General features: G+C 68.2%; 22 protein-coding genes and 1 pseudogene. 11 read left to right on the forward strand and 12 right to left on the reverse strand.

Translation table 11 applies throughout. The annotated features are described in order from the left end of the window. The first annotated feature begins 57 nt into the window (after nucleotides 1-57). The gene (locus OG892_RS15780; protein ID WP_371629482.1) at nucleotides 58-771 is read left to right on the forward strand and encodes an SDR family NAD(P)-dependent oxidoreductase; all 714 of its coding nucleotides are present in this window, start codon (nucleotides 58-60) and stop codon (nucleotides 769-771) included. A gap of 101 nt (nucleotides 772-872) precedes the next feature. Here the strand turns inward: OG892_RS15780 and OG892_RS15785 are convergent, their stop codons facing one another. Genes OG892_RS15785 through OG892_RS15795 form a run of 3 tightly spaced genes read right to left on the reverse strand, consistent with a single transcriptional unit; the run spans nucleotide 873 to nucleotide 3179 of the window. Beyond that, nucleotides 873-2537, reverse strand: coding sequence for a tetratricopeptide repeat protein (locus tag OG892_RS15785; RefSeq protein ID WP_371629483.1), 1665 nt, complete (start codon nucleotides 2535-2537; stop codon nucleotides 873-875). Continuing rightward, entirely contained in the window at nucleotides 2509-2958 is a 450-nt protein-coding gene (locus OG892_RS15790) for an ATP-binding protein (protein WP_073738398.1), read from the reverse strand. The genes OG892_RS15785 and OG892_RS15790 overlap by 29 nt, the downstream gene beginning before the upstream one ends. Next, nucleotides 2955-3179: a hypothetical protein gene (locus OG892_RS15795; protein ID WP_371629484.1), complete on the reverse strand. Its 225-nt coding sequence runs from the start codon at nucleotides 3177-3179 to the stop codon at nucleotides 2955-2957. Before OG892_RS15795 ends, OG892_RS15790 begins: the two co-directional genes overlap by 4 nt. A gap of 117 nt (nucleotides 3180-3296) precedes the next feature. On the opposite strand from OG892_RS15795, the gene OG892_RS15800 reads away from it, so the two are divergent. Then, the gene (locus OG892_RS15800; protein WP_327337305.1) at nucleotides 3297-4148 is read left to right on the forward strand and encodes a helix-turn-helix transcriptional regulator; all 852 of its coding nucleotides are present in this window, start codon (nucleotides 3297-3299) and stop codon (nucleotides 4146-4148) included. Further along, on the forward strand, nucleotides 4129-4332 hold the full coding sequence (locus OG892_RS15805; RefSeq protein ID WP_371629485.1) for a DUF397 domain-containing protein: 204 nt from the start codon (nucleotides 4129-4131) through the stop codon (nucleotides 4330-4332). The genes OG892_RS15800 and OG892_RS15805 overlap by 20 nt, the downstream gene beginning before the upstream one ends. A 25-nt stretch (nucleotides 4333-4357) precedes the next feature. Here the strand turns inward: OG892_RS15805 and OG892_RS15810 are convergent, their stop codons facing one another. From OG892_RS15810 to OG892_RS15835, 6 genes are all read right to left on the reverse strand, one after another. Then, a complete protein-coding gene (locus OG892_RS15810; protein ID WP_371629486.1) occupies nucleotides 4358-5113 on the reverse strand; it encodes a hypothetical protein in 756 nt (251 codons plus the stop codon). A gap of 122 nt (nucleotides 5114-5235) precedes the next feature. Continuing rightward, the gene (locus OG892_RS15815) at nucleotides 5236-5742 is read right to left on the reverse strand and encodes a hypothetical protein (protein ID WP_371629487.1); all 507 of its coding nucleotides are present in this window, start codon (nucleotides 5740-5742) and stop codon (nucleotides 5236-5238) included. A gap of 353 nt (nucleotides 5743-6095) precedes the next feature. Then, nucleotides 6096-6851, reverse strand: coding sequence for a hypothetical protein (locus tag OG892_RS15820; RefSeq protein WP_371629488.1), 756 nt, complete (start codon nucleotides 6849-6851; stop codon nucleotides 6096-6098). A gap of 266 nt (nucleotides 6852-7117) precedes the next feature. Beyond that, a complete protein-coding gene (locus tag OG892_RS15825; protein ID WP_371629489.1) occupies nucleotides 7118-7870 on the reverse strand; it encodes a hypothetical protein in 753 nt (250 codons plus the stop codon). Nucleotides 7871-7882: 12 nt separating this feature from the next. Then, a complete protein-coding gene (locus OG892_RS15830) occupies nucleotides 7883-12697 on the reverse strand; it encodes a putative T7SS-secreted protein (protein WP_371629490.1) in 4815 nt (1604 codons plus the stop codon). 6 nt (nucleotides 12698-12703) lie between these two features. Further along, the gene (locus OG892_RS15835) at nucleotides 12704-13357 is read right to left on the reverse strand and encodes a hypothetical protein (protein WP_073737308.1); all 654 of its coding nucleotides are present in this window, start codon (nucleotides 13355-13357) and stop codon (nucleotides 12704-12706) included. A 539-nt stretch (nucleotides 13358-13896) separates the two neighbouring features. Between OG892_RS15835 and OG892_RS15840 the strand changes: the two genes are divergently transcribed. Together OG892_RS15840 and OG892_RS15845 are read left to right on the forward strand one after the other, a co-directional pair. After that, entirely contained in the window at nucleotides 13897-14451 is a 555-nt protein-coding gene (locus OG892_RS15840) for a DUF6232 family protein (protein ID WP_371629491.1), read from the forward strand. Next, a complete protein-coding gene (locus OG892_RS15845) occupies nucleotides 14448-14789 on the forward strand; it encodes a hypothetical protein (protein WP_328866725.1) in 342 nt (113 codons plus the stop codon). Before OG892_RS15840 ends, OG892_RS15845 begins: the two co-directional genes overlap by 4 nt. An 80-nt stretch (nucleotides 14790-14869) precedes the next feature. On the opposite strand, the gene OG892_RS15850 is transcribed toward OG892_RS15845, so the two are convergent. Further along, nucleotides 14870-15574: a hypothetical protein gene (locus OG892_RS15850; RefSeq protein WP_371629492.1), complete on the reverse strand. Its 705-nt coding sequence runs from the start codon at nucleotides 15572-15574 to the stop codon at nucleotides 14870-14872. Nucleotides 15575-15655: 81 nt separating this feature from the next. Between OG892_RS15850 and OG892_RS15855 the strand changes: the two genes are divergently transcribed. From OG892_RS15855 to OG892_RS15880, 6 genes and pseudogenes are all read left to right on the forward strand, one after another. Next, entirely contained in the window at nucleotides 15656-16030 is a 375-nt protein-coding gene (locus OG892_RS15855) for a hypothetical protein (protein WP_371629493.1), read from the forward strand. Nucleotides 16031-16741: 711 nt separating this feature from the next. After that, entirely contained in the window at nucleotides 16742-17401 is a 660-nt protein-coding gene (locus OG892_RS15860) for a pentapeptide repeat-containing protein (protein ID WP_371629494.1), read from the forward strand. A gap of 196 nt (nucleotides 17402-17597) precedes the next feature. Continuing rightward, entirely contained in the window at nucleotides 17598-17921 is a 324-nt protein-coding gene (locus tag OG892_RS15865) for a transposase (protein WP_371629495.1), read from the forward strand. A 44-nt stretch (nucleotides 17922-17965) separates the two neighbouring features. Further along, nucleotides 17966-19170, forward strand: a protein-coding gene (locus tag OG892_RS15870; RefSeq protein ID WP_371629496.1) for an IS3 family transposase whose coding sequence is annotated in 2 segments (ribosomal slippage) — nucleotides 17966-18257 and nucleotides 18257-19170 — 1206 coding nt in all. Because the reading frame shifts where the segments join, the coding sequence is not laid out codon by codon here. Between the two features lie 288 nt (nucleotides 19171-19458). Beyond that, nucleotides 19459-19557: pseudogene (locus OG892_RS15875) on the forward strand (IS5/IS1182 family transposase); the annotation flags it as partial. Between the two features lie 666 nt (nucleotides 19558-20223). Then, nucleotides 20224-21228: a MarR family transcriptional regulator gene (locus OG892_RS15880; RefSeq protein ID WP_371629497.1), complete on the forward strand. Its 1005-nt coding sequence runs from the start codon at nucleotides 20224-20226 to the stop codon at nucleotides 21226-21228. A gap of 16 nt (nucleotides 21229-21244) precedes the next feature. On the opposite strand, the gene map is transcribed toward OG892_RS15880, so the two are convergent. Then, the gene (gene map / locus OG892_RS15885) at nucleotides 21245-22021 is read right to left on the reverse strand and encodes a type I methionyl aminopeptidase (protein ID WP_371629498.1); all 777 of its coding nucleotides are present in this window, start codon (nucleotides 22019-22021) and stop codon (nucleotides 21245-21247) included. A 179-nt stretch (nucleotides 22022-22200) separates the two neighbouring features. Further along, nucleotides 22201-22395: a hypothetical protein gene (locus tag OG892_RS15890; protein WP_073737302.1), complete on the reverse strand. Its 195-nt coding sequence runs from the start codon at nucleotides 22393-22395 to the stop codon at nucleotides 22201-22203. Nucleotides 22396-22487: the final 92 nt, after the last annotated feature.

Genomic DNA, 22487 nt, shown 5'->3' on the forward strand with positions numbered 1-22487 from the left:
TCGTACGCTGCCAGAAGTGGCCGTACGGAACGGCGCACCCCTGCGAAAGGACACGCCATGCCCGCACCCTCAGCCCTGATCACCGGCGGAACCAGCGGCATCGGCCGGGCGACCGCCGAACTGCTCCACTCACGCGGCTACCGCGTCATGGTCACCGGCCGCGACAGCGTCGCGGACGCCCGGCTCCCCGAAGGCATCACGGCGGTCCGGGCCGACGCACGGTCCCTGCCGGACATCGACCACGCCATGGACCAGGTACGCGAGCGGTTCGGCTCCCTCGACCTGCTCTTCCTCAACGCGGGCGTCTCCCGCCCCGGCCCCATTGAGTCGACCGACGAGGACGCCTTCGACGCCCTGTTCGACATCAACGTGAAGGGCAACTTCTTCACGTTGCAGAAGGCGCTCCCGCTCCTCAACGACGGCGCCTGCGTCGTCTGCACCGTGGGCGCGGGCGAAGGGCTCGGGGCAGCCATGACAGCCGCCAAGGGCGCCCTGATGCCCCTCATGCGGTCCCTCGCGCTCGAACTCGCCCCGCGCCGCATCCGCGTCAACACCGTCAGCCCCGGCCTCATCGACACCCCCGCCTACGAGAAGCTGGGCGTCTCCCGGGACATGATCGACACCTGGGCACGGGACGTCCCGCTCGGCCGCGCCGGAATCCCCTCCGACGTCGCGGAGGCCGTGGCCTTCCTCGCCTCCGACGCCGCCGGCTACATCACCGGCAACGACCTCACCGTCTCCGGAGGCATGGGCGTGCACGCCCGCGTCTGACGAGCGGATACGCGACCGCTCCCCGGCGACCCCGCCGTCGGACGAGGGACCCGGACCTCAAACGGCCGCCCCTGCCGCCGAGGTGGCGGCGGGCGGCGTACTCACGCCGACAGGGCGGCCTTCACTTCCTCCAGCACCTTCTTCGGGCGGACGGTGCGGGACCGGAGGTCCGGGTCGTACCGGCGGCTCACGTCCTCCTCCCACCGGCCCACGGCCACCTCCAGCGGTTCGAGGGCCTCCTGCGAACGGCCGAGCCGGTGCAGGACGAGGCCGTAGTAGCCGGCGGCCTCCGTCCGGTGCACGGCCCCGGCGTCCTTCTCCCAGGCCCTGCGGAGGAACGGCTCCGCCTCGGCGTACGCACCCCGCTGGGCCTTCAGCTTGCCCGCGAGCATGAGATCCACCGGGGCCCCGCCGTCGGCCGCGCGTACGTACCAGCGCTCTGCCTCCTGGTAGTCGCGGTGGGCCTCGGAGAACCGGCCCATGTGGTTGCACGCGCGGGGGTGGCCGCCCTCGGCGGCCTTGCGGTGCCACACGTCGCTCGCCGGAAAGCCACGCAGCACGGCGTACAGCCTCGCCACCTCGTACGCGGCCTCCGCGTCTCCCGCAGCCGCGGCGGGCTCCATCCAGCGGAGCAGGTAGCGGGCGTTCGCACCCCTCCAGTCGTTGAGGATCGCCGCGTACTCGTACGAGGCGCGCGCATCCCCCGCCACGGCCCGCTCGCGCAGCCCGGACAGGCGGGACAAGTCCTCCTCGTCGGGGCGGACGGGATCACCCGCGCGGATCGCGGCGATCCGGGCGAGCTGCTCGGCCGCGACCTCGTTGTCCTCGCCGATCTCCCGGAACCAGCGCTCGGCCTCGTCGTACCGACCCTGCCGCAGGTACAGGAAGCCGAGGTTCCACCGAGGCGACTCCTTCCCCCACGCGGCGACGAGGAGGTACCAGCGCTCGGCGTCGTCGAGTTCGCCGCGCTGCTCGTGCCCGACCCCGAGCAGGTACCCGGCCTCCTCGCACCGGTCCTCGTACGCCCGACGCAACAGGTCCCGGGCGGGGGGCCAGGACTCCTCGCCCCCGGTCTCGGTGAGGAACACGGCGTAGCGCTTGGCCGCCTGGGCGCTGAGCACGGAGGCCCGGCGGTAGAGGGCGTCGGCCTCGGTGGTCAGCCCCGGGTAGTCGGCGAAGTGCCGGTCCACCTCGGAGAGCGCCTCCAGCGCCTCCACGACGGCGACCCCGTCCTCGTCGTCCCCGGCGGCGTCCAGAGCCGCGGCGGCACGGTCGAACGCCTCCCGGACCGAGTCGAAGAGCTGGGACCAGCCGAAGACCGCGATGTCGCCCAGCTGAATGTCGCTCATCAGGAACGCGGAGGCCTCCGCTACCCGCCCCTCGGCGGCCATCAGCTTCCCGAGCTCGATCTTGCAGTCGAGGTGCCGCCCGTTCTCCCAGCCCCGCCGGAACCACTCGGCGGCCTCCGGATCGCCGTCCTCCTTCAACAGCACGCCGAGCCCGTACGCACAGTCCGGGAGCCGGTCGGCGACGGCACGGTAGAGCGCGTCCGCCGCCGACCGGTCGCCCCGGATCTTGCGGTAGCGGGCCAGGGTGTAGTGCGAGAAGGCGTCCCCGGCCGCCACGGCCTGCTCCCAGAAGGGGATGCCTTCGTCGATGTGCTTTCCGAACACGAAGAAGTCGGTACCCCGTCGCGCGCCTTTGCTGTCACCGGCACGGGCGGCGACGACAAGCGCCTCACCGCGAGCTTGTATGTCCTCCGTCATCCCCGCATCGTGCCAGGTGCCTCCCCGGGGCGAGGCACCAACTACCCGGCGCCCTCAGCTCGCACCACACCGTCTTCACGTACGGCCCCTGCTCCACGCCCCACCGCAGCGCGAACGCGTCCAACAACAGCAGCCCGCGCCCGGACTCCGCATCACCCGCCGCGAAGCGTATCGCCGGCCACACCCCCGGCGCCGGATCGCTCAACTCGACCCGCACCCGCCCGGACCCCGTACCGCTGATACGCAGCGTGACCGGCACCCCCGCCCCCACGTGCACGATCACATTGGTCAGCAACTCACTGACGCAGAGCAGCAGATCGGGCACGTCCACCTCCCCCAGCCGCCACCGCAGCATGCGCCGCATCTCCGGTACGGCCTCCGGCACGGCGAGCAGATCCACCGTGAACGGCAGCACGGTCATCCCCCGGTCCCCACGCGCAGCGCCTCGGCCAGCCGCCGCGCGGTCACCACGTTGCAGTTGCCGAGCGCGACCAGCGGCGGATGCTTCGACCACCCGGCCAGCGTCAGCGGATCGACGCCGAGCGACGGCAGCGTGATCCCGTGCGCGGCGAGCGCGGCGCGCAGTGCGTCGATGTCCTCGACGATGTCGTACGTGGGTGAGTCGTCCCTGATCTCGTCCATGAGGAGGCGTACACCTTTCGTTGCTGACTGTGACGAACACCTCACACGCTGCCGCACGGGCCCCTACGGTGGAAGGGATTACCGCTCCACAGAGCGCAGCGCGAAAGGCAGTCAACGGTGGCCACACGCAAGGAAATCGACGGCTCGGCGGGAGTCCCGCAGTTCTACGGGAACGAGCTCCGCTTCAAACGGGAGGAAGCGGGGCTCACGCTGGAGAAGCTGGTCGACGGCTCCTTCTTCGGCATCACGTACCTGAGCGAGATCGAGCACGGGCATCGGCGCATGCCGGTGGAACTGGCGCGGCATGTGGACCGGGTGCTGCGGACGGACGGGTTCTTCGAACGACGGTGTGACGACGTCCGGAAGGCCAAGCAGGGGGCCCACGCCGCGTTCTTCGCTCCGGTCGCGGAGGCGGAGACGCGGGCCCGCAGTATCGGCCAGTGGTCCGGGACTCTGATCCCTGGACTGCTCCAGACCCGGGCTTACGCCGATGCCGTCATCGGCTTCACGCACTCCCTGGACACTCCAGAGGAGGTCGAAGCCAAGATCGGCGCCCGGCTTCAGCGGGCCAGGCTCTTCGACAACCCCAAGAAGCCTGAGTACTGGGTGATCCTGCACGAGTCCGTGGTGCGCCATTCCATCATCCCGTCAGTGGAGATGGCCGAACAACTGGAGCAAATCGCAGCCCTGGCGCGGCGCGGCCGCATCGTTGTACAGATCCTTCCGTGGAACGCCCCGACTCGCGCCCTCACCGAACTTCCGCTTCTCCTGATGGATTTCGACGACGAGCCGCCGTTGCTCTATACCGAGGGCCCGTATCACGGACAGACCATCGATGATCCGGCACTCGTGATGCTTTACCGCAAGGCATACGATCGGCTGAGGGGTGCTGCCTTGCCGCCAGAGGTGTCCCTCGCACTGATCGAGAAGGCGGCTGAGGAGTACCGGAATGGCCAGCATCCATCTTGATCTCGGCACCGCCACGTGGCGCAAGAGCAGCCACAGCAACGGCAGCGGCGGCGACTGCCTCGAAGTTGCCGACGGAGTCACCGGGCTCGTCCCCGTACGCGACTCCAAGCGCCCCGACGGCCCCGCGCTCATCGTGCACGCGGCTGCCTGGGCGCCCTTCATCGAGTCCGTCAAGGCGTCCTGAACGAACACCACCGCCCGGCTCGCGGTCACACCGCGTAGTCCTCGACCAGTTGCGCGATGAGCCTGTGGAGGGCGTCCGCCCGGCGGCGGTCCTCGGGCTGGTTACGCAGAGCGTCGTCGGCCGCCCGGAGTTTGGCCAGGGCGGCCGGGTCGGAGTCCTCCACGTCGTAGATCACCGGCTGGGTGATCAGGTCCAGGCACTCGGTGAGCAGCCGACGGGTGGCGATGGACGGCGGAGTGGCGTCGGGCACGGTAAACGGGGTGGTCAGGTACCGGGCCGGATCCGTGAGGCTCCACCCGACGACGGCGCCGCGCTGGACCAGAAGCGCCACGTCGGGTGCGATGCCGATGCGGGCATCCAACGGTTCGTCGAGGACGTCGAGGTCACGCAGGCACGTCAGTACGGCATCCTCGGGAGAACGGCAGAGCACCGTGCACATCTCGTGACGGAAGTCCCGGGCCTCGTCCGCGCGCAGCCCGCCCGGAGTTACCGCAGGCGCAGTGGGGACACGGGCGGAGTCCTCGGCGGAAGCGGATTCCTCGGGCAGACGGAACTCGGCACCGACCAGTTGCCGGCCGTCCGGCGCGAACCGGAAGACGTCAGGCGTGTCCCACAGCCAGTGCTCGCTACCGAAGGTGTCCGCGAGGAACCTCTGGCGCCCCAACCTGTCCGCGTAGGGCGCCACCTCCACGGAGCCACCCGTGAAGCGGGGGATGATGTGCAGCGGGCCATCCGTCACCGTCGCGTGCCATTCGCCGTCGAATGACAGTTTCATGGTCATGCTCGCCCCCATTCAATCTCCTCTTGATCTGCGCCCCCGGGCCCATGTGCCGAAAGTGCCAGGGAACCGGCCTTCAACGACCGAGCCCCTCGGCACTGGCCCGGACGCGACCCGGGCAAGCCTTACGGCGTTTCGGGTGGTGTGATGAACTCCAGGGCGCTGCCCCTGAAGTGGCCACCGCAGAGCGGGCACTCGTTGCGGTACGAGTGGGCACGTGAGCGCTCGATGCTGTCGGAGAACAAGGGAACAACCGTGGTCATCTCGATCACCCGGAACCTCGCACCACAGGCTGGGTGCGAGGTGCCGTACGGCTCTCCGACAACGGCCCCGGCAAAGTCCTCCTCGGTCGCTGTCCCTGCAGCCACACGCCTGTCGAGAGACAGCAGGTCGGTTCCGTCGCTCCAGTGCAGGTAATGGCAGAAAAGCGGCCACTCAGGACGTGGACGAAGCACGATACGGCGCATTCGAGGGTGGCCCGCGAGCAAGCGGTCCTCCAACTCGTCGAAGTCGCGAACCGGTTCGTCAGTCCTGACCAGTTCTCCTGCCGGAAAGTACTGCGTGTCCCACTTACGAAATCGCACTGTCAGCCCACCCCCCGATTCCACCTTGCCCTCGGGCATTCTGTTCATGAATCATCACTCGCAGAAGAGGCAAGGACCAGGCCTCTCGCCAGAAGACTCACACCGTCCCCCGACAGCTGGACCAAGGCACTGTAGGGCGGATGGAGAGAGTCTGTGAACTTTCCATAGAGTTTGATCCAGTCAAGGATCAGGAATACCGGCTCTCCTGTTGCGCCATCGTTCAGGCAAAGCCTGAACGGCCGGCCGGTGCGCACCACTCCGCCTATGCAGCGAATCGCGCACGTTGCCGTCCCAGCACCCCTCTCCTCTACCGAATAGATCTGGATTTCACCACCAGCGTTGTCGTGCATGCTTATACGCCTTAATGCGGGACGCCGGAGCGATCGAAAGCTGCCGGCCGATCACGAGCCGTAGTCCTTCAAGTAGGTGGCGATCAGGCCGTGCAGGACGTCGGCCCGGTGACGGTCTTCCTGTTGCGTGCGCAGAGCCTCGTCTGCGGCTCGGAGACGGGCAACGGCGGCAGGGTCGCCGTCCTCCACCTCGTCGAGCAGCGGCGCGGTGACCAGGTCCAGGCATTCGGTAAGCAGGCGGCGGGTGGCCGGGGAGGGCGGGGCGGGGTCCGGGTCGGTGCACGTGGGCGTCAGATACCGGGCGGGATCGGTGAGGCTCCAGCCGACGAAAGCGCCGTCCTGAATGAGGAGCGCCATGTCGGGGGCAATGCCGATGCAGGCGTCCAGGGGCTTGTCGAGGACGTCGAGATCGCGCAGGCAGGCCAGTGAGGTGTCCCCGGGGGCCCGGCACAGCACCGTGCAGAAGTCTGTGCGGAAGTCGCGGGCCTCGCCCGCCCGGAGCCCGCCCGGCTGTACCTCGGGCATAACAGGAAGGCGAGTGAGAGTCGCGGCGTCCGCGGCCACATACGGCATCTGGAGTTCGGCTCCGACCAGCTTCCGTCCCTCCGGGGCGAACCGGAAGACGTCAGGCGTGTCCCACAGCCAGTGCTCGCTACCGAAGGTGTCCGCGAGGAACCTCTCACGCTCCACCCCGTCCGCGTAGGGCGCCACCTCCACCGAGCCACCCGTGAAGCGGGGAGTGATGTGCAGCGGGCCATCCGTCACCGTCGCGTGCCAGTCGCCGCCGAATGACAGTTTCATGGTCATGCTCGCCCCCATTTGATCCGAACACCTCTCGCTCTCCACTCCGGGCGCCATGTTGTCGAACTTCCCCGGACGAGCCTTACGGCGTTTCGGGTGGTGTGACGAACTCCAGCGCGTTGCCGCTGAAATGTCCTCCGCAGACCGCTGCGCCGACGGCGGTGGGCACGCCTCCCACGCACCGCTTCCCATGCACCTCATCCCGACCTGCTGTCAGCCCGATCCGCACCGAGTTGATTCCTCGCTCACGAACACCACCGACCGGCTCGCGATCATGTCGCGTAGTCCTCGACGAGTTCTGCGATGAGCGTGTGGAGGGCGTCGGCCCGGTGGCGGTCCTCGCGCTGGTTGCGCAGAGCGTCGTCGAGTGACCTGAGCCGGGTCAGGGCGACCGGGTTCCGCTCCCTCAGCTCGTCGAACGAGGTGGTGACCAAGTCCAGGCACTGGGTGAACAAGGACCGAGTGGCAGGGGCCGGAGGAGACGGGTCCGAGGCAGTGAACCCACTGGTCAGGTAGCACACGGGATCCGTGAGGCTCCAGCCGACGACCGTGCCGTGCTGGACGAGGAGCGCCACGGCGGGGGCGATACCGATGCGGGCCTCCAGCGGCTCGTCGAGCACGTCGAGGTCACGCAGACACGTCAGTACGGTGTCTCCGGGAGCGCGGCACAGCTCCGTGGTCGTCGCCATGCGGAAGTCCCGGACCTCATCTGCACGAAGCCCACCCGGCCGGACGGCAGGTGTGACGGGTACGCACACGCTGTCGTCGGCGTCCGCAGCATCATTGGGGAGGCGGAACTCCGCGCCAACCAGTTGCCGGCTCTCCCGGTCGAAGCGAAGCTCGTCGGGGGTGTCCCACAGCCATTCCGTACTACCGAAGGTGTCGAGCTGGAACTGCGAGCGCTCCTCCACGTCCGTGTAACTTCCGATGTACACACGGAAGTCCCGGAAGTCGAAGCGCGGTGCAACGGCCAGGGGCTCCCCCGCGACGGTCGCGGTCCAATCGCCATCGATGGTGATTCTCACGGTGGTTGCTCCTCATCGGATCCGCTCGCCGGGCGCCATGTTGCCTTGCTTGCCGGGAATTTTGCCCTCTACGACGTCGGTGTGGGTAATCGGCGAACCGGCATCGGTAGGCAGGCCGCCCGTCGCCCTCGCCCCGGATTCGCCCAGAACGCCCGACGGACCGTACGCCGTAATCGCGTTACCCGCCCCAGGGCCACCACCGGTCGTCACCACGATGTCATCGCCCTGTCTGAAGATCAGGTTGCCGCTGTTCGCAGTCGAGTGGTAAACCGCGTCCGGGTTCTTGAGGATGTCCAGAACCCGTTCGTCGCTGAAGTTATGCCCCGTGTCCGCGTGGTAGTTGCCGGCTCTTTTGAACTTGCCGTTCTGCGCCCGTTCAACAACCTCGTCCGTGGTCTTTTTGGCGTCTTCCTTGGCCTTGGCCGCCTTCTTCTCCGCCCTCAACTCCGCCTTGGTCTTCGGCTTCGCGTCCTCTTCCGGGTACTTGGGCATCAGGCCCAGCGGGTCGTAACCGCCGTGCGGGTTGTCCACGTACGTGACGGGGTTGGGGGCCGGGGCGAGGCCGAGGGGGTCGGGGGAGGTGTAGCGGCCGGTTTCGGGGTCGTAGTGGCGGAAGAGGTTGTAGTGGAGGCCGGTTTCGGGGTCGTAGTACTGGCCGGGGAAGCGGAGGGGTGTGTAGGTGCCGCTGTTGCGGGACCAGGCGGTGGTGCCCCAGAGGGTGGTGCGGGTGCGCCAGGCGATGTCGCCGGACTCGTCGATGAGTTCGGTGGGGGTGCCGATGAGGTCGGTGGCGATGGCGAAGAAGCGGCGGTCGATCTCGGTCTGGTGGTCGTCGGGGGTGAGGATGCGTTCGGTCTGGGCCAGGGGGGTGTGGCCGCGGTGGTCCCAGGTGAGGGCGACCGTGTTCGGGGTGTCCGGGTGGTGGGTGGTCTGTTCGCACAGGGTCAGGCCGTCCCAGGTGAACCGGATCTCCTCGGCCACGCTCTCGCCGTCGGCCGAGAGGCGCTGTTTCGCGGTGCGGCGGCCGAGGGGGTCGTAGCGGTAGCGCCAGCGGGTCCCGTCGGGGGTGGTGGCGGCGGTGAGGCGGTTCTCCGCGTCCCAGGCGTAGCGCCAGATGTCGGGCTTGCGGGAGAGGCGGGTCTTGCGCCGCTGGGTGATCCTGCCGAGGGCGTCGTGTTCGAAGCGGACGTCTCCGGCGCGGGTGATGGTGGTGCCGTTGTAGGCGCGGGAGCCGGTGGCCTCGCTGCTGGGGTGGCGGGAGGGCCAGGATGCCGAGGTCTGGTTGCCGGCGTCGTCGTAGGCGTAGCGCTCCGTCCAGTTCTTGGCGTGGACGGCGGTGACGCGGCCCGCCCCGTCGAGGTCGAAGGTGCGGGTGCCTGACTTCCGGTCGGCGATGGAGGTCAGGTGGCCATCGGCGCGGTAGGAGTAGGTGCGGCTGTTGACGGGGCGTGCTCCGGCGGTGATGTGCTGCGCGGACAGCCGCCCCGCCTCGTCCCAGGCCGACGTCATGGTGACCGTGTCGCCGAAGACGCGGGACAGCTCCCGGCCCACGGCGTCGTGGGTGAAGTCGATCCGGTGAGCACCGCTGGTCAGGCGCCGGGTCGTGCTGTCGGCGGCGTAGGTGTAGGTGGTGACGTGGCCGGTGGGGGTGGTACGGCGGGTGCGGCGGCCCAGGACGTCGTAGGAGTAGTTCATAGCGCGGCCGTCGACCAGTTCGGTCTTGGTGAGTCCGCGCCGGTCGTACTGGTACCGGAGTTCGGTGTCCGGACCGGTCGCCTCCAGCAGGAGTCCGGCCCTGTCGTAGGTGTAGGTCGTCACCTGGCCGTCGACGTCCTTGCGGACCACCTGGCCGAGCTGGTCGCGCTCGAAGGAGATGGTCCCGCCGAGCGCGTCGGTGCGGGCGGTCAGTCCGTCCGCGGCGTCCATTTGGTAGGTGAGGGTGCGGCCGTCGAAGTCGGTCTCGGAGACGATGCGGTCGGCCGCGTCGTACTCGTAGGTCCAGGTCAGGTCCTGCGGGTTGGTGACGCGGGTGAGGCGCAGTGAGTTGTCGTGCTCGAACTCGTAGCGGGTGCCGTCGGGCAGGGTGCGGGCGAGTGGCAGGTCGAAGTGGGTGTATTCGGAGCGGGAGACGCCGCCTGACGCGTCCGTGTGGGTCAGCGGGTTGCCCTCGCCGTCGTACGTCCACGACTCGGTGGCGCCGTCCGGGCCGGTGTGTCGGGCAAGTTGTCCGTCTGCGTGCCATTCCAGGAGGGTGACGCCGCCCGCCGGGTCGGTGACGCGGACCGGTCTGCCGAGGGCGTCCCTTTCCGTGCGGGTGACGGCGCCGGTCGGGCCGGTTACCTCGACGGTCCTGCCCGCCGCGTCGCACACCACATGGGTCGTGGCGCCGAGTGCGTCGATGACCGAGGTGAGCCGGCCCGCGCAGTCGTAGGTGCAGCGGGTCGTGGCGCCGGTCTGGTCGGTGGCCGCCGTGTGGTTGCCGCGTTCGTCGAACTCATGGATTGTCCGGGTATCGTCGGCCGCCACTTCCTCCACCGACAGTCCGAACGGGTCCCGTACGGTGCGTAGTTCGCTTCCGTCGGGGCGGGTGGTGGCGGTGAGATGGTCGTCCTCGTCGTAGGCGAAGGCGGTGGTGCGGCCCAGGGGGTCGGTGCGGGTGAGGAGGTTGCCGCGGGGGTCGTAGGTGAACCGGGTGGTGTGGCCGAGCGGGTCGGTGACGGCCAGGGGGAGGCAGCCGGAGCCGAACACATGGCGGGTGGCGTGGCCGTCGGCGGTCGTGAGTGTGGTGGTGCGGTGGCCCGTCGCGGGGTCGGGCTCGGTGTAGGCCAGGGTGATCTGGACGTGGCCGGCCTCCCCGCCCTCCGCCACGACTCGGTCCCGGTCGTCGTAGACGTAGTCGTAGCGGCTGTCGTTGGAGTCGATCCAGGCGATGACGCGGTGGCGGTCGTCGTGGAGGAACGTGGTCGTGGCGCCGGACGGTTTGCTGACGGTGGTGAGGTTGCCGTCCTGGTAGCCGTAGCTCATCAGGGGCAGGTCCGTACCGCCCTCGCCCGCACCGGCCAGGGACAGGGCGGTGACCAGGCCGCCGGTGGTGGACAGGTTCACCTGGTGGCCCGCCGAGTGCGCCAGGGCCATTGGCACACCGTCCTCGTCGCGGTCGATGGCGATGGTGTGGCCGTTGCGTTCGGTGATGTCCGACAGCCATGCCACGCCATCGCACCCCGGTTCGCCGCCGGCCGGAGCGTTGAAGTCGAGGACCAGGCCGCTGTCGGGGTCGGTGACCGTGTACTCGCCGTTGGCGTCGCGGGCCAGCAGGGTGCGGGAGGCGCCCGACTCCGGCACGGTCGGCGCGCCGGGCACCGGGTGGGGGTAGTGGATCAGGAGGCCGTCGGCGGTGACGTGGAGGACGCCGATGGCGTCGATCTGGAGGCGCTCGTCGACGGTGGACGTCCAGGACGGGCCCAGGAAGCGGCCGATCGCCAGACCGGACTCGGTGCGGCGGGTGAACACCAGCGGCAGGATGCCGGGGATCGTGACATCGGTCTGCGGCAAATACATCCGGCCCGTCGCCAGGTCGACCGGGTCGGTGTCCTTACTGACACGCTTCACGTCCGTCCGACCGTGGGTGCCCTCCGGGGCGTCATCGACCAGCCGGCGCAGCCGGGCAGCCTCGGCCGCCTCGTCGGCGACACGCACACCCTTCACCGCGGCACCCCCACCACCGGTGGCGATCGTCATCGCGATATCGGGAATCAGCCGCCCGAACCCCTCGGCCGGGTCCTTCATGAAGTCCTTGGCCATCTGGATGCCGGTGCCGGTCGGGTCGTTCGCGGCGACCACCAGACCCGCTGCCAGACTGTTCAGATTCGTGACGTACTCGGCCGGATGCGTCAGGTTGTACGGGTCCATCGGGTTGATGCCGCGGACGAAGTTGAGCGTGCCCGCGGTGGCCTTGATGATGCCGCCGTCCACATGCATCCCCATGACCTGGAGTTCCTCGAACCCGTCACCGAACTGCTCCGAGTACGAGGGCTTCTTCGGCGCCATGTCACGGGCCGCACTGATCGTCGTGCGGGCGGTCTGCGCAGCCGAGTTCCGCTGGGTGCGGGCCTCGGCCAGGATGTCCTGCGCATCCTTCATCAGCTTCTTGCCCGGGTCCTCGAACGTGGATGCCGGCCGGGGCGGCAGCTCGGAGGGGTCACGCTTGTCGGAGGGCTTGGCGTTGTAGCGGTCGACGGCCTTGTTGAAGTCGTCGATCTTCTTACGGTGCGCGTCCGCAGCCGTCTCCGAGGCCTTGACGCCCTCCTTCCACTTGTCGATCGCGGTCTGCGCCTGCCCCTGCGCCCAGGTGACGGTGGACGCGAACGAATCCAGAGCCCCGAGGGCTTTCGAGGTGGCGTCGGCCGCGGCGTACCACTTGGGCGGCTGCGTACTCACCGCGTTGCGCAGCGCGTTCGCGGTCTCGCCCTTGAGCTGCCCCGAGTCGAGCCCCTTCAGTCCGTCGCCGGTGCTGTCGAACGCCGTCTGGAAGGCGCGGAGCTTGGAGACGGTGGCATCGAGCTTGCCCGTACTGCCGTAGATCAGCTTGGTCTTGTCCTCGGTCTGCCCGAGGTCCATCTCGTCGACCTCGGCACCCATCCGGTTGGCGACCGAACGGGACTGCTCGCGCACCCAGTCCGCCCCGGACTCCCAGCCGACGTCGTCCAGCCGGTCCGCCGTCCAGTTGCCGACGTCCTCGACCCGGTCACCGGCCCACTCGACACCGTCCTCGATCGCGTCCTCGACCGAATCGGGCGTGATATCACTGATGAAGTCGCCAATACCCACGGTCAGTTACTCCCCCGACTCGCCCTGCTGCTGCGCCTGCTGGGCGCGTTCCTCCGGCGACGGCCCGAACGTGTCGTCCAGGCTCTGGTTGAACTGGTCGTCGGAGATACCGAGCGCGTTGTTGAACAGGTCGGACTGCCGTCCGCCGTGGCCCTCGGTCAGGACGGTGCGGCCGGTGTCCTTCCAGGTCTGGCCCATGTCCTGGCCGGCCTTCTCGAACGACTCCGGGCTGAAGTCCGGGTCCAGGTAGTCCGGCGTGAAGATGTCGCCCCAGTTCTGCTTGGCGATCTCCTCCTCACTCGCGTGCGGGTTCCCGCCGAACACGGCATTCGCGCCGACCTTGAGCGTGCCCGCGATGTACTGGTCGTTCTCCCACTGGGTGCCCGCCGCCAGGCCGAGCCGGTTCGCGAGCCCACTGGCATCCCGCACCAGGGCGCGCACCCCCCACTCCCAGCGCTCGCAGAAGTCCTCGAAGTCGACCGACACCCCGTGATGACCGGCCTCCATCCCCGTGATCGCCAACGACGAGAAACCCTTGCCCATCACCGAACCCGTCGCACCACCCAGATCACCCAGCTCATCGATCGTCGAGTTCAGACCCTTGGTGAACTTGGTGACGGACTCCTTGTCGAGATGCAGATCCGCCCCGTCGCCGCTCATCGGCCCGCCCCCTCTGCTCTCTCACCAGCATCGACGGCGAACGCTTCCGGAACGATCCCGACAATCCGCCCCGCGAGCACTGCTCCTGCCCGGCCCATGACTCTCCCCCGTCGTCGGTGACTAAAGGCACCGTAGAACAGGACGCGCGACAGCACACGACCGGTTCTCCCGAGGGTTCCGGGCGGGGGCCGGTCGGATACCGCAACCCGCGGAACAGCTATGCGCTCGTCGACGACAGGCCCTTGGGCGGGTCTTGGTCCGCGAATGACTACGTGATCGGCGTCAGGACAGCTAGCCGAAAGCTCAACTACCAGCCAAAACCTGGCGATTTGGCTTCTTCTTGCCTGCCTCACAACCATCCCTTGGCGCTTAATGGTGCTCCTGCGGGATGCGGGTGCGACTGACAGCCACACGGGGGAGCCATGGACGACACCGGAACAGTCGGGGCGCCACCGCCCGAGCCGCCACCCACATCGCCCCCAAGGCCGAAGGCTCCCCCGCTGCCGCCGCAGGGACGGCCCGTCCAGCCAGGCTCTGCGGTGCCCGGACGCCTGCAGAACCCCGGAAGCGGCGATCAGCCCCGCCGTAAGGGGGACCCGCTGGTCCTCCGGGTCAGCCGCCGGACGCTGTGGGTGGGCTCGGCGGCCGTACCGCTGCACAACGTCACCTGGGTCGACGCGTTCAGGCTCAACCACGACTGGGGCAGGGCGTTCAGCCGCCTCGTACAGTGGCTGGTCCTCGCCGTCATCGTCTATGCCGCGATCAACTACGCGAACGCGGGCGACGTCGAGCAGAACGGGAACAGCGGCCTCGTGCTCATCGTCGTCGCGATCTGCGTGTTCGTCGTCATCAAGGAACTGATCGCGTCGGCGAAGCCGGTGCTGGTCGTCGAGATGAACAGCGGCTCCAGGGTGGTCGTGACCCTGCCCAGCATGGACGAGCTGCGCGAGATCGCCGGACAGATCGTGTACGCGATCGACCACCCGGAAGCCGAGTTCACGGCGATCGTCCGGCAGTTCAACAACAGCACGAACAACTACGGCCCAGTCGTCAACATGACCAACGGCCGGGGGAACACGGGGTTCAAACTGTGAGCGATTCGTCGAACTACTACGGACCCGTGGTCAACATGAACGGCGGCCGCGAGAACATCGGCATCAACTACGGCACTGTCGGCGGTGCCGCAGAGGACGTTGAGCTCCGGGCCGCTGTCGAGGACCTCACCCGCGTCCTGCGTGAGCTGCGCCCGCACCTCGCCCCGGACCAGGCCCGGACCGTCGAGGGCGCGCTGCCCGAGCTCACCCCCGACCGGAGCGCCCTGCGGGAGCGCGGCATGGTCCTGGCATCCGTCGCGCAGATCGCGGCCACGGTCGGCGAGGTGGGACGGCCCGCAGCGGAGGCGGTGGGACGGCTGCTCGGACTGCTGGGCTAGAGGGTGCGCCGGGCAGGCCCTGGAGGGCCTGTCGTGCCGGGCGACGTGGTTGAGGGCCAGCCGCTCGTCGCTCAGGGCAGTCAGGCCCAGGGGTCGCCGGACGGTTCTGGCTCTTCCGGGTAGAGCATGCGGCGGACGCAGCGCAGGAGTCCCGGCTCGCTGCCACCGGCGGCAGCCATCCAGGGCAGGACGTTCATGGCACGGGCGCGTTCTGCCGAGGCCAGGGCTTCGACGGTCGCGCGCAAAGTGTCGGGGGCGGGTTCATCGGTGAGGCAGAGCCAGCCGATCGCGGCGGCAAGGCGGACTTCGGGGGCCTGTGCCCGGTCCTGCCACAGCTCGCGGATCCATGCGGTGGCCGGCTGGTGCGGGTGGGCACGTGTGGTCTCTGCGGTGGCGAGAACCAAGGCGGCCCGGACCATGGAGTCCTGCTCCTTGGCGAACCGGGTAGCGAAGGCGCTTCGGACCGTGTGTCCAGGGTCGGCCGCGGTGGCGAGAGCGTATGAGGCGTCGATGCGCGTGGTCGGGTCGGAGCCGTCGAGGAGAGGCAGGAGCACGGGGGCCCCGGTGGTGATCGCGGCTCGGGCGGCGGCCACCGACCAGCCTGCCGGGTAGCCGGTCACCTCGACGCCGTAGTCGTCGTAGCCGTCGTGCTGGGGGCCGGAGCGGTGAAGGAGGAGGTCGTCGCGGGAGGCGACACCGAAGTAACGGGCGCGGGCCGGGGCGGCGAGACCGCCGAGAGCGTCCGCGCGGTGTCGATGGTGGGGGTCGGTGGCGATCCGGATCATCAAGCCGAAGTCCGTCGGGTCTCGCGAGGCGAGTACCCCTTGTGGGACGAGGCTCTCGCGGTCCTCAACCAGGACTTGGCCGTGACTCTTCCTGAGCAGGGACCTCTGCAACTGCTGGCCCAGCCTTCCTACGAGGCGGGCGAGCCGGAGTATGTCTACGTTGCCCTGGCCAACGGCGAGTGGCACGGCAGTCATCTGTACCCGAAGACGCCAGAGGACTCTGCTCATGCCTTGGCGATCGTCGCCGACGCCGCGCAGGACACCGTCGCTGAGCGTCTGTGGCAGGCGTGGCCCCTGTGCGTCGAACACGACCTGGGCATGCATATGCGCGACGTGGAGGGGCTGCTCTCCTGGTGGTGCGCCGGAGGCGGTCGGGGGGCCGGGCCACATCTGTGCGGCCGTGGGCGCGCTCGACAGTTTCTAAGTGGTCGAGGTCGTAAATCCTGCGGGGATTGACATTCAGTCAGGCCGCATGCCGGGCCTGGTTCACAGGCCCGGCATGCGAGTGAAGGGTGCAGGCTCACGTCAGGGCTCGCAGGCGGTGGGCTCAGTGAGGGTGAAGCCTTCTCTGTCCCGAGTCCGGCCGATCGATGCCCACACCCGTAGCGAAGGGCCACATCGCTGGGCGGGGGGGCGTGCCAGCAAGGAATCCGTGAAACAGGAGGTGCAGACAATCCACCTCCATGCCCATCGGCCCGGCGAACACGTCGTCGCCTCGTACGGGCAGCAATGTTCACCCAGAACGATTGTGAGACAGGCGGCGGGATCGGGCGATCGGAATGTCGAGCGCAAAATGAGTTTCAGGGAACTCGCCTCCGAGGGATGTGGCACCCCCGACCGTCGACAGTGAGTCGAGCAAGCGCCCCTAGGGCAGAGCTAGTTGGATACATCGAGGCGCTTTCGCAGACGCGCACGGTATCCCTGCCTTGCAGGCCAGGTCGCGTGGGGTCGATGCCTTATGTGGCATTTGTTCAGTTATATTCTCGCGCGCTCCGAGTGATGCCGTCTATTTGGCCGACAGATTTCCGGATCTTGGTGATTGGGCAGAGCGCCGCGAGTCGCGATAGGCATGGGACTGCGCTTCCACCCCGAGGCGCCTCAACGCGGCGATCACGTAAGTCTCGCCTGCCCCGTGATACTGAAGCGCCCATATTATGGAGAGACCTGATGCGAGCCCGTAAACCCCGCGATCTCAATGAGCTCCCGTACCTGCATCGCCTCACATCATTCACCGGAGAGATGGAAAGAGAAGGGTCCTACGAATGGCTGCACTTCGAGGGTTGCGATTTCCAGGATGTGGATGGCGGCAGTTCTGGGTTCACTGAATCAGCATTCTCTGCGGTTACCTTCACCCGGGGCCGATATCGGCGTTGCCAGTTCGACGACGTCTGGCTGCACACCGTGCGCATGGTGGGCACGGACCTCTCAGAGACCACCTGGATGGACAGCGAGTGTGACCAAGTAGTCCTCGCCGGCGCAGAAGTGTCCGGCTCCCATATGAACCGCGTTACTTTCTACAATTGCAAGTTCGACTCGGTCAATGCTCGCCTGGCCAAACTGAAGAATGTCTCGTTCGTGGACTGTCTCCTCCGCGACGTCGACTTCGGCGGAGCCGTGCTCACCAACGTCTCCTTCCCCGGATCGACCCTGGAACGAGCGCACTTCGACAACGCCAAGATGACGAAGGTCGATCTGCGCGGGGCAGACGGACTGAACATCGCTTCCGGTCTCGAAGCCTTGAAGGGTGCAATGATCAACACCTACCAACTCCTAGAGTTGGCACCCGCACTCGCTCAGGTCCTCGGCCTCACAGTGAAAGACGAGTAGGCGGGACGCCCACAAACTCACAGGCGTCCTTGAATTGACGAGAATGTATACGGTCAACGTGCCCGACGCCCCTGGGAACCTGTAACGCCAGCACGAGATTATACTGCTTGGCTAATTCAATTTCTGCCGCGAGTGCATCACCCTCCGGCTTGGCTTCCGTCCACGATCTTTGGAAGTCCTCATCTTCGATCGGGTAATGCGGGTCAACCACACCTACCGGCGCGGCGGCGCACTCGCCTACCTTGCCGCCTACGACGTCCACCGCGCCCGCGTGTTCGGACGCTGTGAGGACCGCACCGGCATCGTCCCGTTCATGAACCTGGTCACCCAGGTCATGACCACCGAGCCCTACGCCAGCGCCAAACGCGTCTTCTGGATCGTCGACAACGGTTCCTCCCATCTCGGCCGGAAGGCCGCCAACCGGTTGACCGAGGCGTTTCCGAAGGCGGCGCTGGTCCACACCCCCGTGCACGCCTCGTGGTTGAACCAGGTGGAGATGGGCCTTGACCCCGGATGTTGAACACACGAGACACTGGATCCTGAGGATCTGAGAACGGACATCTCGTGGTCATGAAGAACTATCCGCCGGAGTTCAAGGCGGACGCGGTCGCGCTGTACGAGTCGCGGCCGGAAGCGACGATCAGGTCGGTCGCAGCCGATCTGGGGATCAACCCGGAGACGCTGCGGAACTGGGTTCGGGCAGCTGGGGTGAGCCGTCCCCGAGGACGGCGGACGCAGGAACCGTCCCTGCCGCCGGCACCGCTGGAGGCGGAGAACGCCGCCTTGCGGAAGAAGGTCCGTGAGCTGGAGGAGGAACGGGAGATCCTGCGGAAGGCGGCGAAGTATTTCGCCGGGGAGACGCGCTGGTGAACCGCTTCCAGTGTGTCGCCGACCTCCAGCGCCGTTACGGCGTGAAGCGGCTCTGCAGCATCCTCGGCGTGAGCCGCTCGAGCTTCTACTACTGGCGCCGGACGGCTGCGGACCGGGCCGCCCGGCAGGTGGCCGACGCCCGCCTGGCGGCCCGGATACGGGCGGTGCACCAGGAATCGGACGGCACCTACGGAGCCCCGAGGATCACCGCCGAGCTCCGCGAGGAGAACGGTGTCGCGGTCAACCACAAGCGCGTCGCCAGGATCATGCGGGCGTCCGGGATCGAAGGAGTCCGGTTGCGCCGCCGGCACCGCACCACTGTCCCCGACCCGGCCGCCGCCAAGGCCCGGGACCTGATCGGCCGCGACTTCACCGCAGGCCAGCCGAACACGAAGTACGTCGGCGACATCACCTACCTGCCCATCGAGGGCGGGAAGTTCTGCTACCTGGCGACCGTCATCGACCTCGCATCACGCCGTCTGGCCGGCTGGGCTATCGCCGACCACATGCGCGCGGACCTCGTCACCGACGCCCTGGCCGCAGCGATCCGAACCCGCGGCAGCCTCGCCGGATCGATCATGCACACCGACCACGGAGCTCAGTACACGAGCAGGATTTTCACCGAAGCCTGCAGGTCAGCAGGGGTGCGGCGAAGCATGAGCGCGGTCGGGTCCAGCGCGGACAACGCACTCGCCGAGTCCTTCAACGCGACCTTCAAACGCGAGACCCTGCAAGGACGAAAGAGCTGGCCGACCGAGCGCGAGGCCCGACTCGACGCCTTCCGATGGCTCCATCGCTACAACACCCGACGCCGACACTCCCGCCTCGGACAACGATCACCCATCGCCTTCGAGAACGCCCTCCACCGCACACCAACTACGCTGGCACAAGCCGCATAACCCGTGTTCAGGATTCGGGGTCAAGGCCCGATCTACTTCTCCGCCGTCCAACGCAAGGTGGTCTCGCCCAACGACTTTTCCGACCTCGACGAGGTCAGGGACGGCTCCGAAGCTTCGAAGGCCACTACAACGCCACGGCACAGCCGTTCCAGTGGAAGTTCACCGCCTCCGCCCTGGAAGACCTGCTGGCCAGGCTCGACCGGCACCACGCCAGCCACCCACCAGGACCCTCCGTCGGTCTGACCACATAAACAACCCCCGAAGGATTTACGAAGCCGACCACTAAGCGTGGGACTGAGGTTGGACGGCACCGAGGTTCGGGTGCGCCGCCCCGGGGCGAACAGACCAGGACGGCGCGCGTTCGTCTCGGGGAAGATGCGGCAGAACGGTGGCCGGCCTGGTCTCCGATCGCACCGCCAAGAGGTGAGCACCCACCCGACAACCTGCCAGGACAACTTGCCCCGACCTCAATCGCGCACAACCTCGTAAGCGTGTCTGTGCCCGCCTACTCGCGAGCCACATATCGCGCACAGGGGCAAACCACCGTGCTCAAGGGCCAGCTATCTCGCTCAGTCACAGGATGTCCTGGTGCAGGGCACTGCCGTCATCGGCTCCGCGAGCTGCGCACCGAGGGTGGCCTTACGGGTCGGCAACCGGTCGGCCACCTGGGCTGGGCACAGTCCGAGTTCGAGCCTCGGGGCTCGAAGCTCGGGTACCGAGCCCCGAGCGTCGAGCTCCGAGCGTCGAAGGCCTGTTCACTCGTTCGTGGGTACGTGACGGAGGGGCGGCCCGAGTCTCGAACCTCGGGACCCGAGGGTCGGGAGCCGGGCTCCGAGATTCGAGCGATGTCTGACAACCGGTAGGTAAAGGAAAGAGGTTGGGAGAACCTGCCTACCTCCCTGACCCGTAACGGCGAGCAAGTGTGACTATTTGTGACCGACTTGCGGCGCAGCGTCGCGGCTGCTTACCGTGCCCCCAACGAAACGACCCCGACGCGGTGTTGAACGCACCGGCCGGGGTCTCACCCAAGATCGATGAAAGCGACCCGATCTCGTGGCTACCCAGAACTTTAGCTCCGCCCTGCCGACGCCCTCAGTCCCGACCCCGGCCCTCTGCCCGAAGGCCAGCCCCGGCTACGGGAAGCGTTCCGTCCCGGACCAGCGCCCTCCCCGCGCCGACGACTTCGCGTTCCTGCCGGAGCGGGAGCGGTACATCGCCGGATACGTCGACCAGCTCCCCGAGGGCTCCGCGATGAACATCAAGTCGCTCGCCAAGTGCCAGCCCCTCTACGGGCAGATGGCCGTCGGCAGCGCACTGCGGGCCCTGGGCGTGGCCGGACACCTGCGCCAGGCCCGGTGCGCGGTCGGCGACGGCGACAACGTCCGCTGGGTCACCCGCACCTTCTGGTCGCGCACGGCCCGCGACAACGAGTGGTGGAACACCTTCCTCACCGCCGAAGCAGGCCACCGCCTGCACCAACCGCAGCCCGCACCGGTCACACCCCCTCCCCCGTGGGTCCCGGCCGAGCCCGCAGCCCCCGCAACACCCGAGGCACCCGCACCCGCCCCCGCACCCGTCGTACCCCAACAGCGCACCACCCCGGCAGACATGTCACCCGCCTACCTGGCCCTGACCCGGCTGGGCCCCACCGACAAGCGCCTGGGGCTCTCCGAGGACGACTGCCGGGAGCTGGAGGAGTCGGCCGCCGAATGGTTCGCACGCGGTGTGGACGCCGACTACCTCATCCACACCGTCACCGCAGGGCTGCCCGCGACCGTCGACTCACCGCTCGGCTTCGTCAGGAAGCGCCTGATCACCAAGCTCCCGCCCCACCGGCCCGCCGCCGCAGCCCCCACACCGCAGGGCGGCACCTCAACCCCCCGCCTGATGGTCGAGTGCACCGACTGCGGCGCACCCGGCAAGGCCGAAGCGTTCCGGGACGGCTTGTGCGGCCCCTGCCGCGAACCCGCCGATCCGGCGCCCACCGAGGAGCCCGGCATCGAACGCGACGTCCAGGCCCACGTGAAGCGCCTTCGCGAACAACTGAAACTGCGCTGACGCGCGGGCGGCGACGTCAGGAGGCCGTCGGCAGGGTGAGGATTTCGGCTCCGCTGTCGGTGATGGCGATGGTGTGCTCGCTGTGTGCGGTCCGGCAGCCCGTCGCGCTGCGCAGGGTCCAGCCGTCGGCGTCGGTGACGAGTGTGGCGGTGTCGGCCATGACCCACGGCTCCAGGGCGAGCAGCAGTCCGGGGCGCAGCTTGTATCCGCGGCCGGGCCGTCCGGTGTTCGCGACGTGTGGGTCCTGGTGCATGGTCGAGCCGATGCCGTGGCCGCCGAACTCGGTGTTGATCGGGTAGCCCGCCTCGCCGAGGACCGTGCCGATGGCGTGGGAGAGGTCACCGATGCGCGCCCCGGGCTTGGCGGCGGCGATGCCGGCGGCGAGTGCGCGTTCGGTCGTCTCGATCATCGCCACGCTCTCCGCCGGCCTGGCCTTGCCCACCAGGAAGCTGATCGCGGCGTCCGCGGCCACCCCGCCCCTGACCACGGCGAGGTCGAGCGTCAGCAGATCCCCGTCCGCCAGCGCGTAGTTGTACGGGAGCCCGTGGAGTACTCCGTCGTTGACGGCCGTGCAGATGTAGTGCCCGAACGGGCCGCGTCCGAAGGAAGGCGCGTAGTCGACGTAGCAGGACTGCGCTCCCGCCTCGATGATCATCTCCTTGGCCCACTGGTCGATGTCCAGCAGGTTCGTCCCGACCACGCTGCGTCGCTTCAGCGTGTGAAGGATGTCTCCGACCAGGGCGCCGGTGCCCCTCGCCCGCTCAAGCCGTGCGGAGTTCAGGATCTCGATCATGGGGACCTCTCAGGTGCGTCCAATAACTATACCGGTCAAACTATACCGGTATAAGAATGGGGTCACGGTCGGTCCGAGAAGCCGCTCTCCGGCCAATGACGCACGAGGGGCGCGCCCGGAACCGAATCGGGCGCGCCCCTCAACACACATCACTCATCGCTCACACGCGAGCGCGGCCGTCAGCGGTCGAAGCGCCCGCGCACGTCGTCCGCCGCGCCCCTGGCCTTGTCGCGAGCTTGCTCGGACGCGCCGGAGGCCCGCTCGGACGCGTCCTGCGACCGGTTCGACCCGTCGCCCTTGCCGTCCTTCGCCTTCTTCTGCGCCTGGTCGGCAAGATCCTTCGCCTTGTCCTTGAACTGGTCCGCGATGCCCATGCTGTTTCACTCCTCGTGGGGTGCGTGGGGGACGGCCCCGTAAGGGCCTCGACCAGACTTGCACGAGCGGACAGGCATCGCATTTCGATCAT

This window comes from Streptomyces sp. NBC_00341, assembly GCF_041435055.1.
GTDB lineage: Bacteria > Actinomycetota > Actinomycetes > Streptomycetales > Streptomycetaceae > Streptomyces.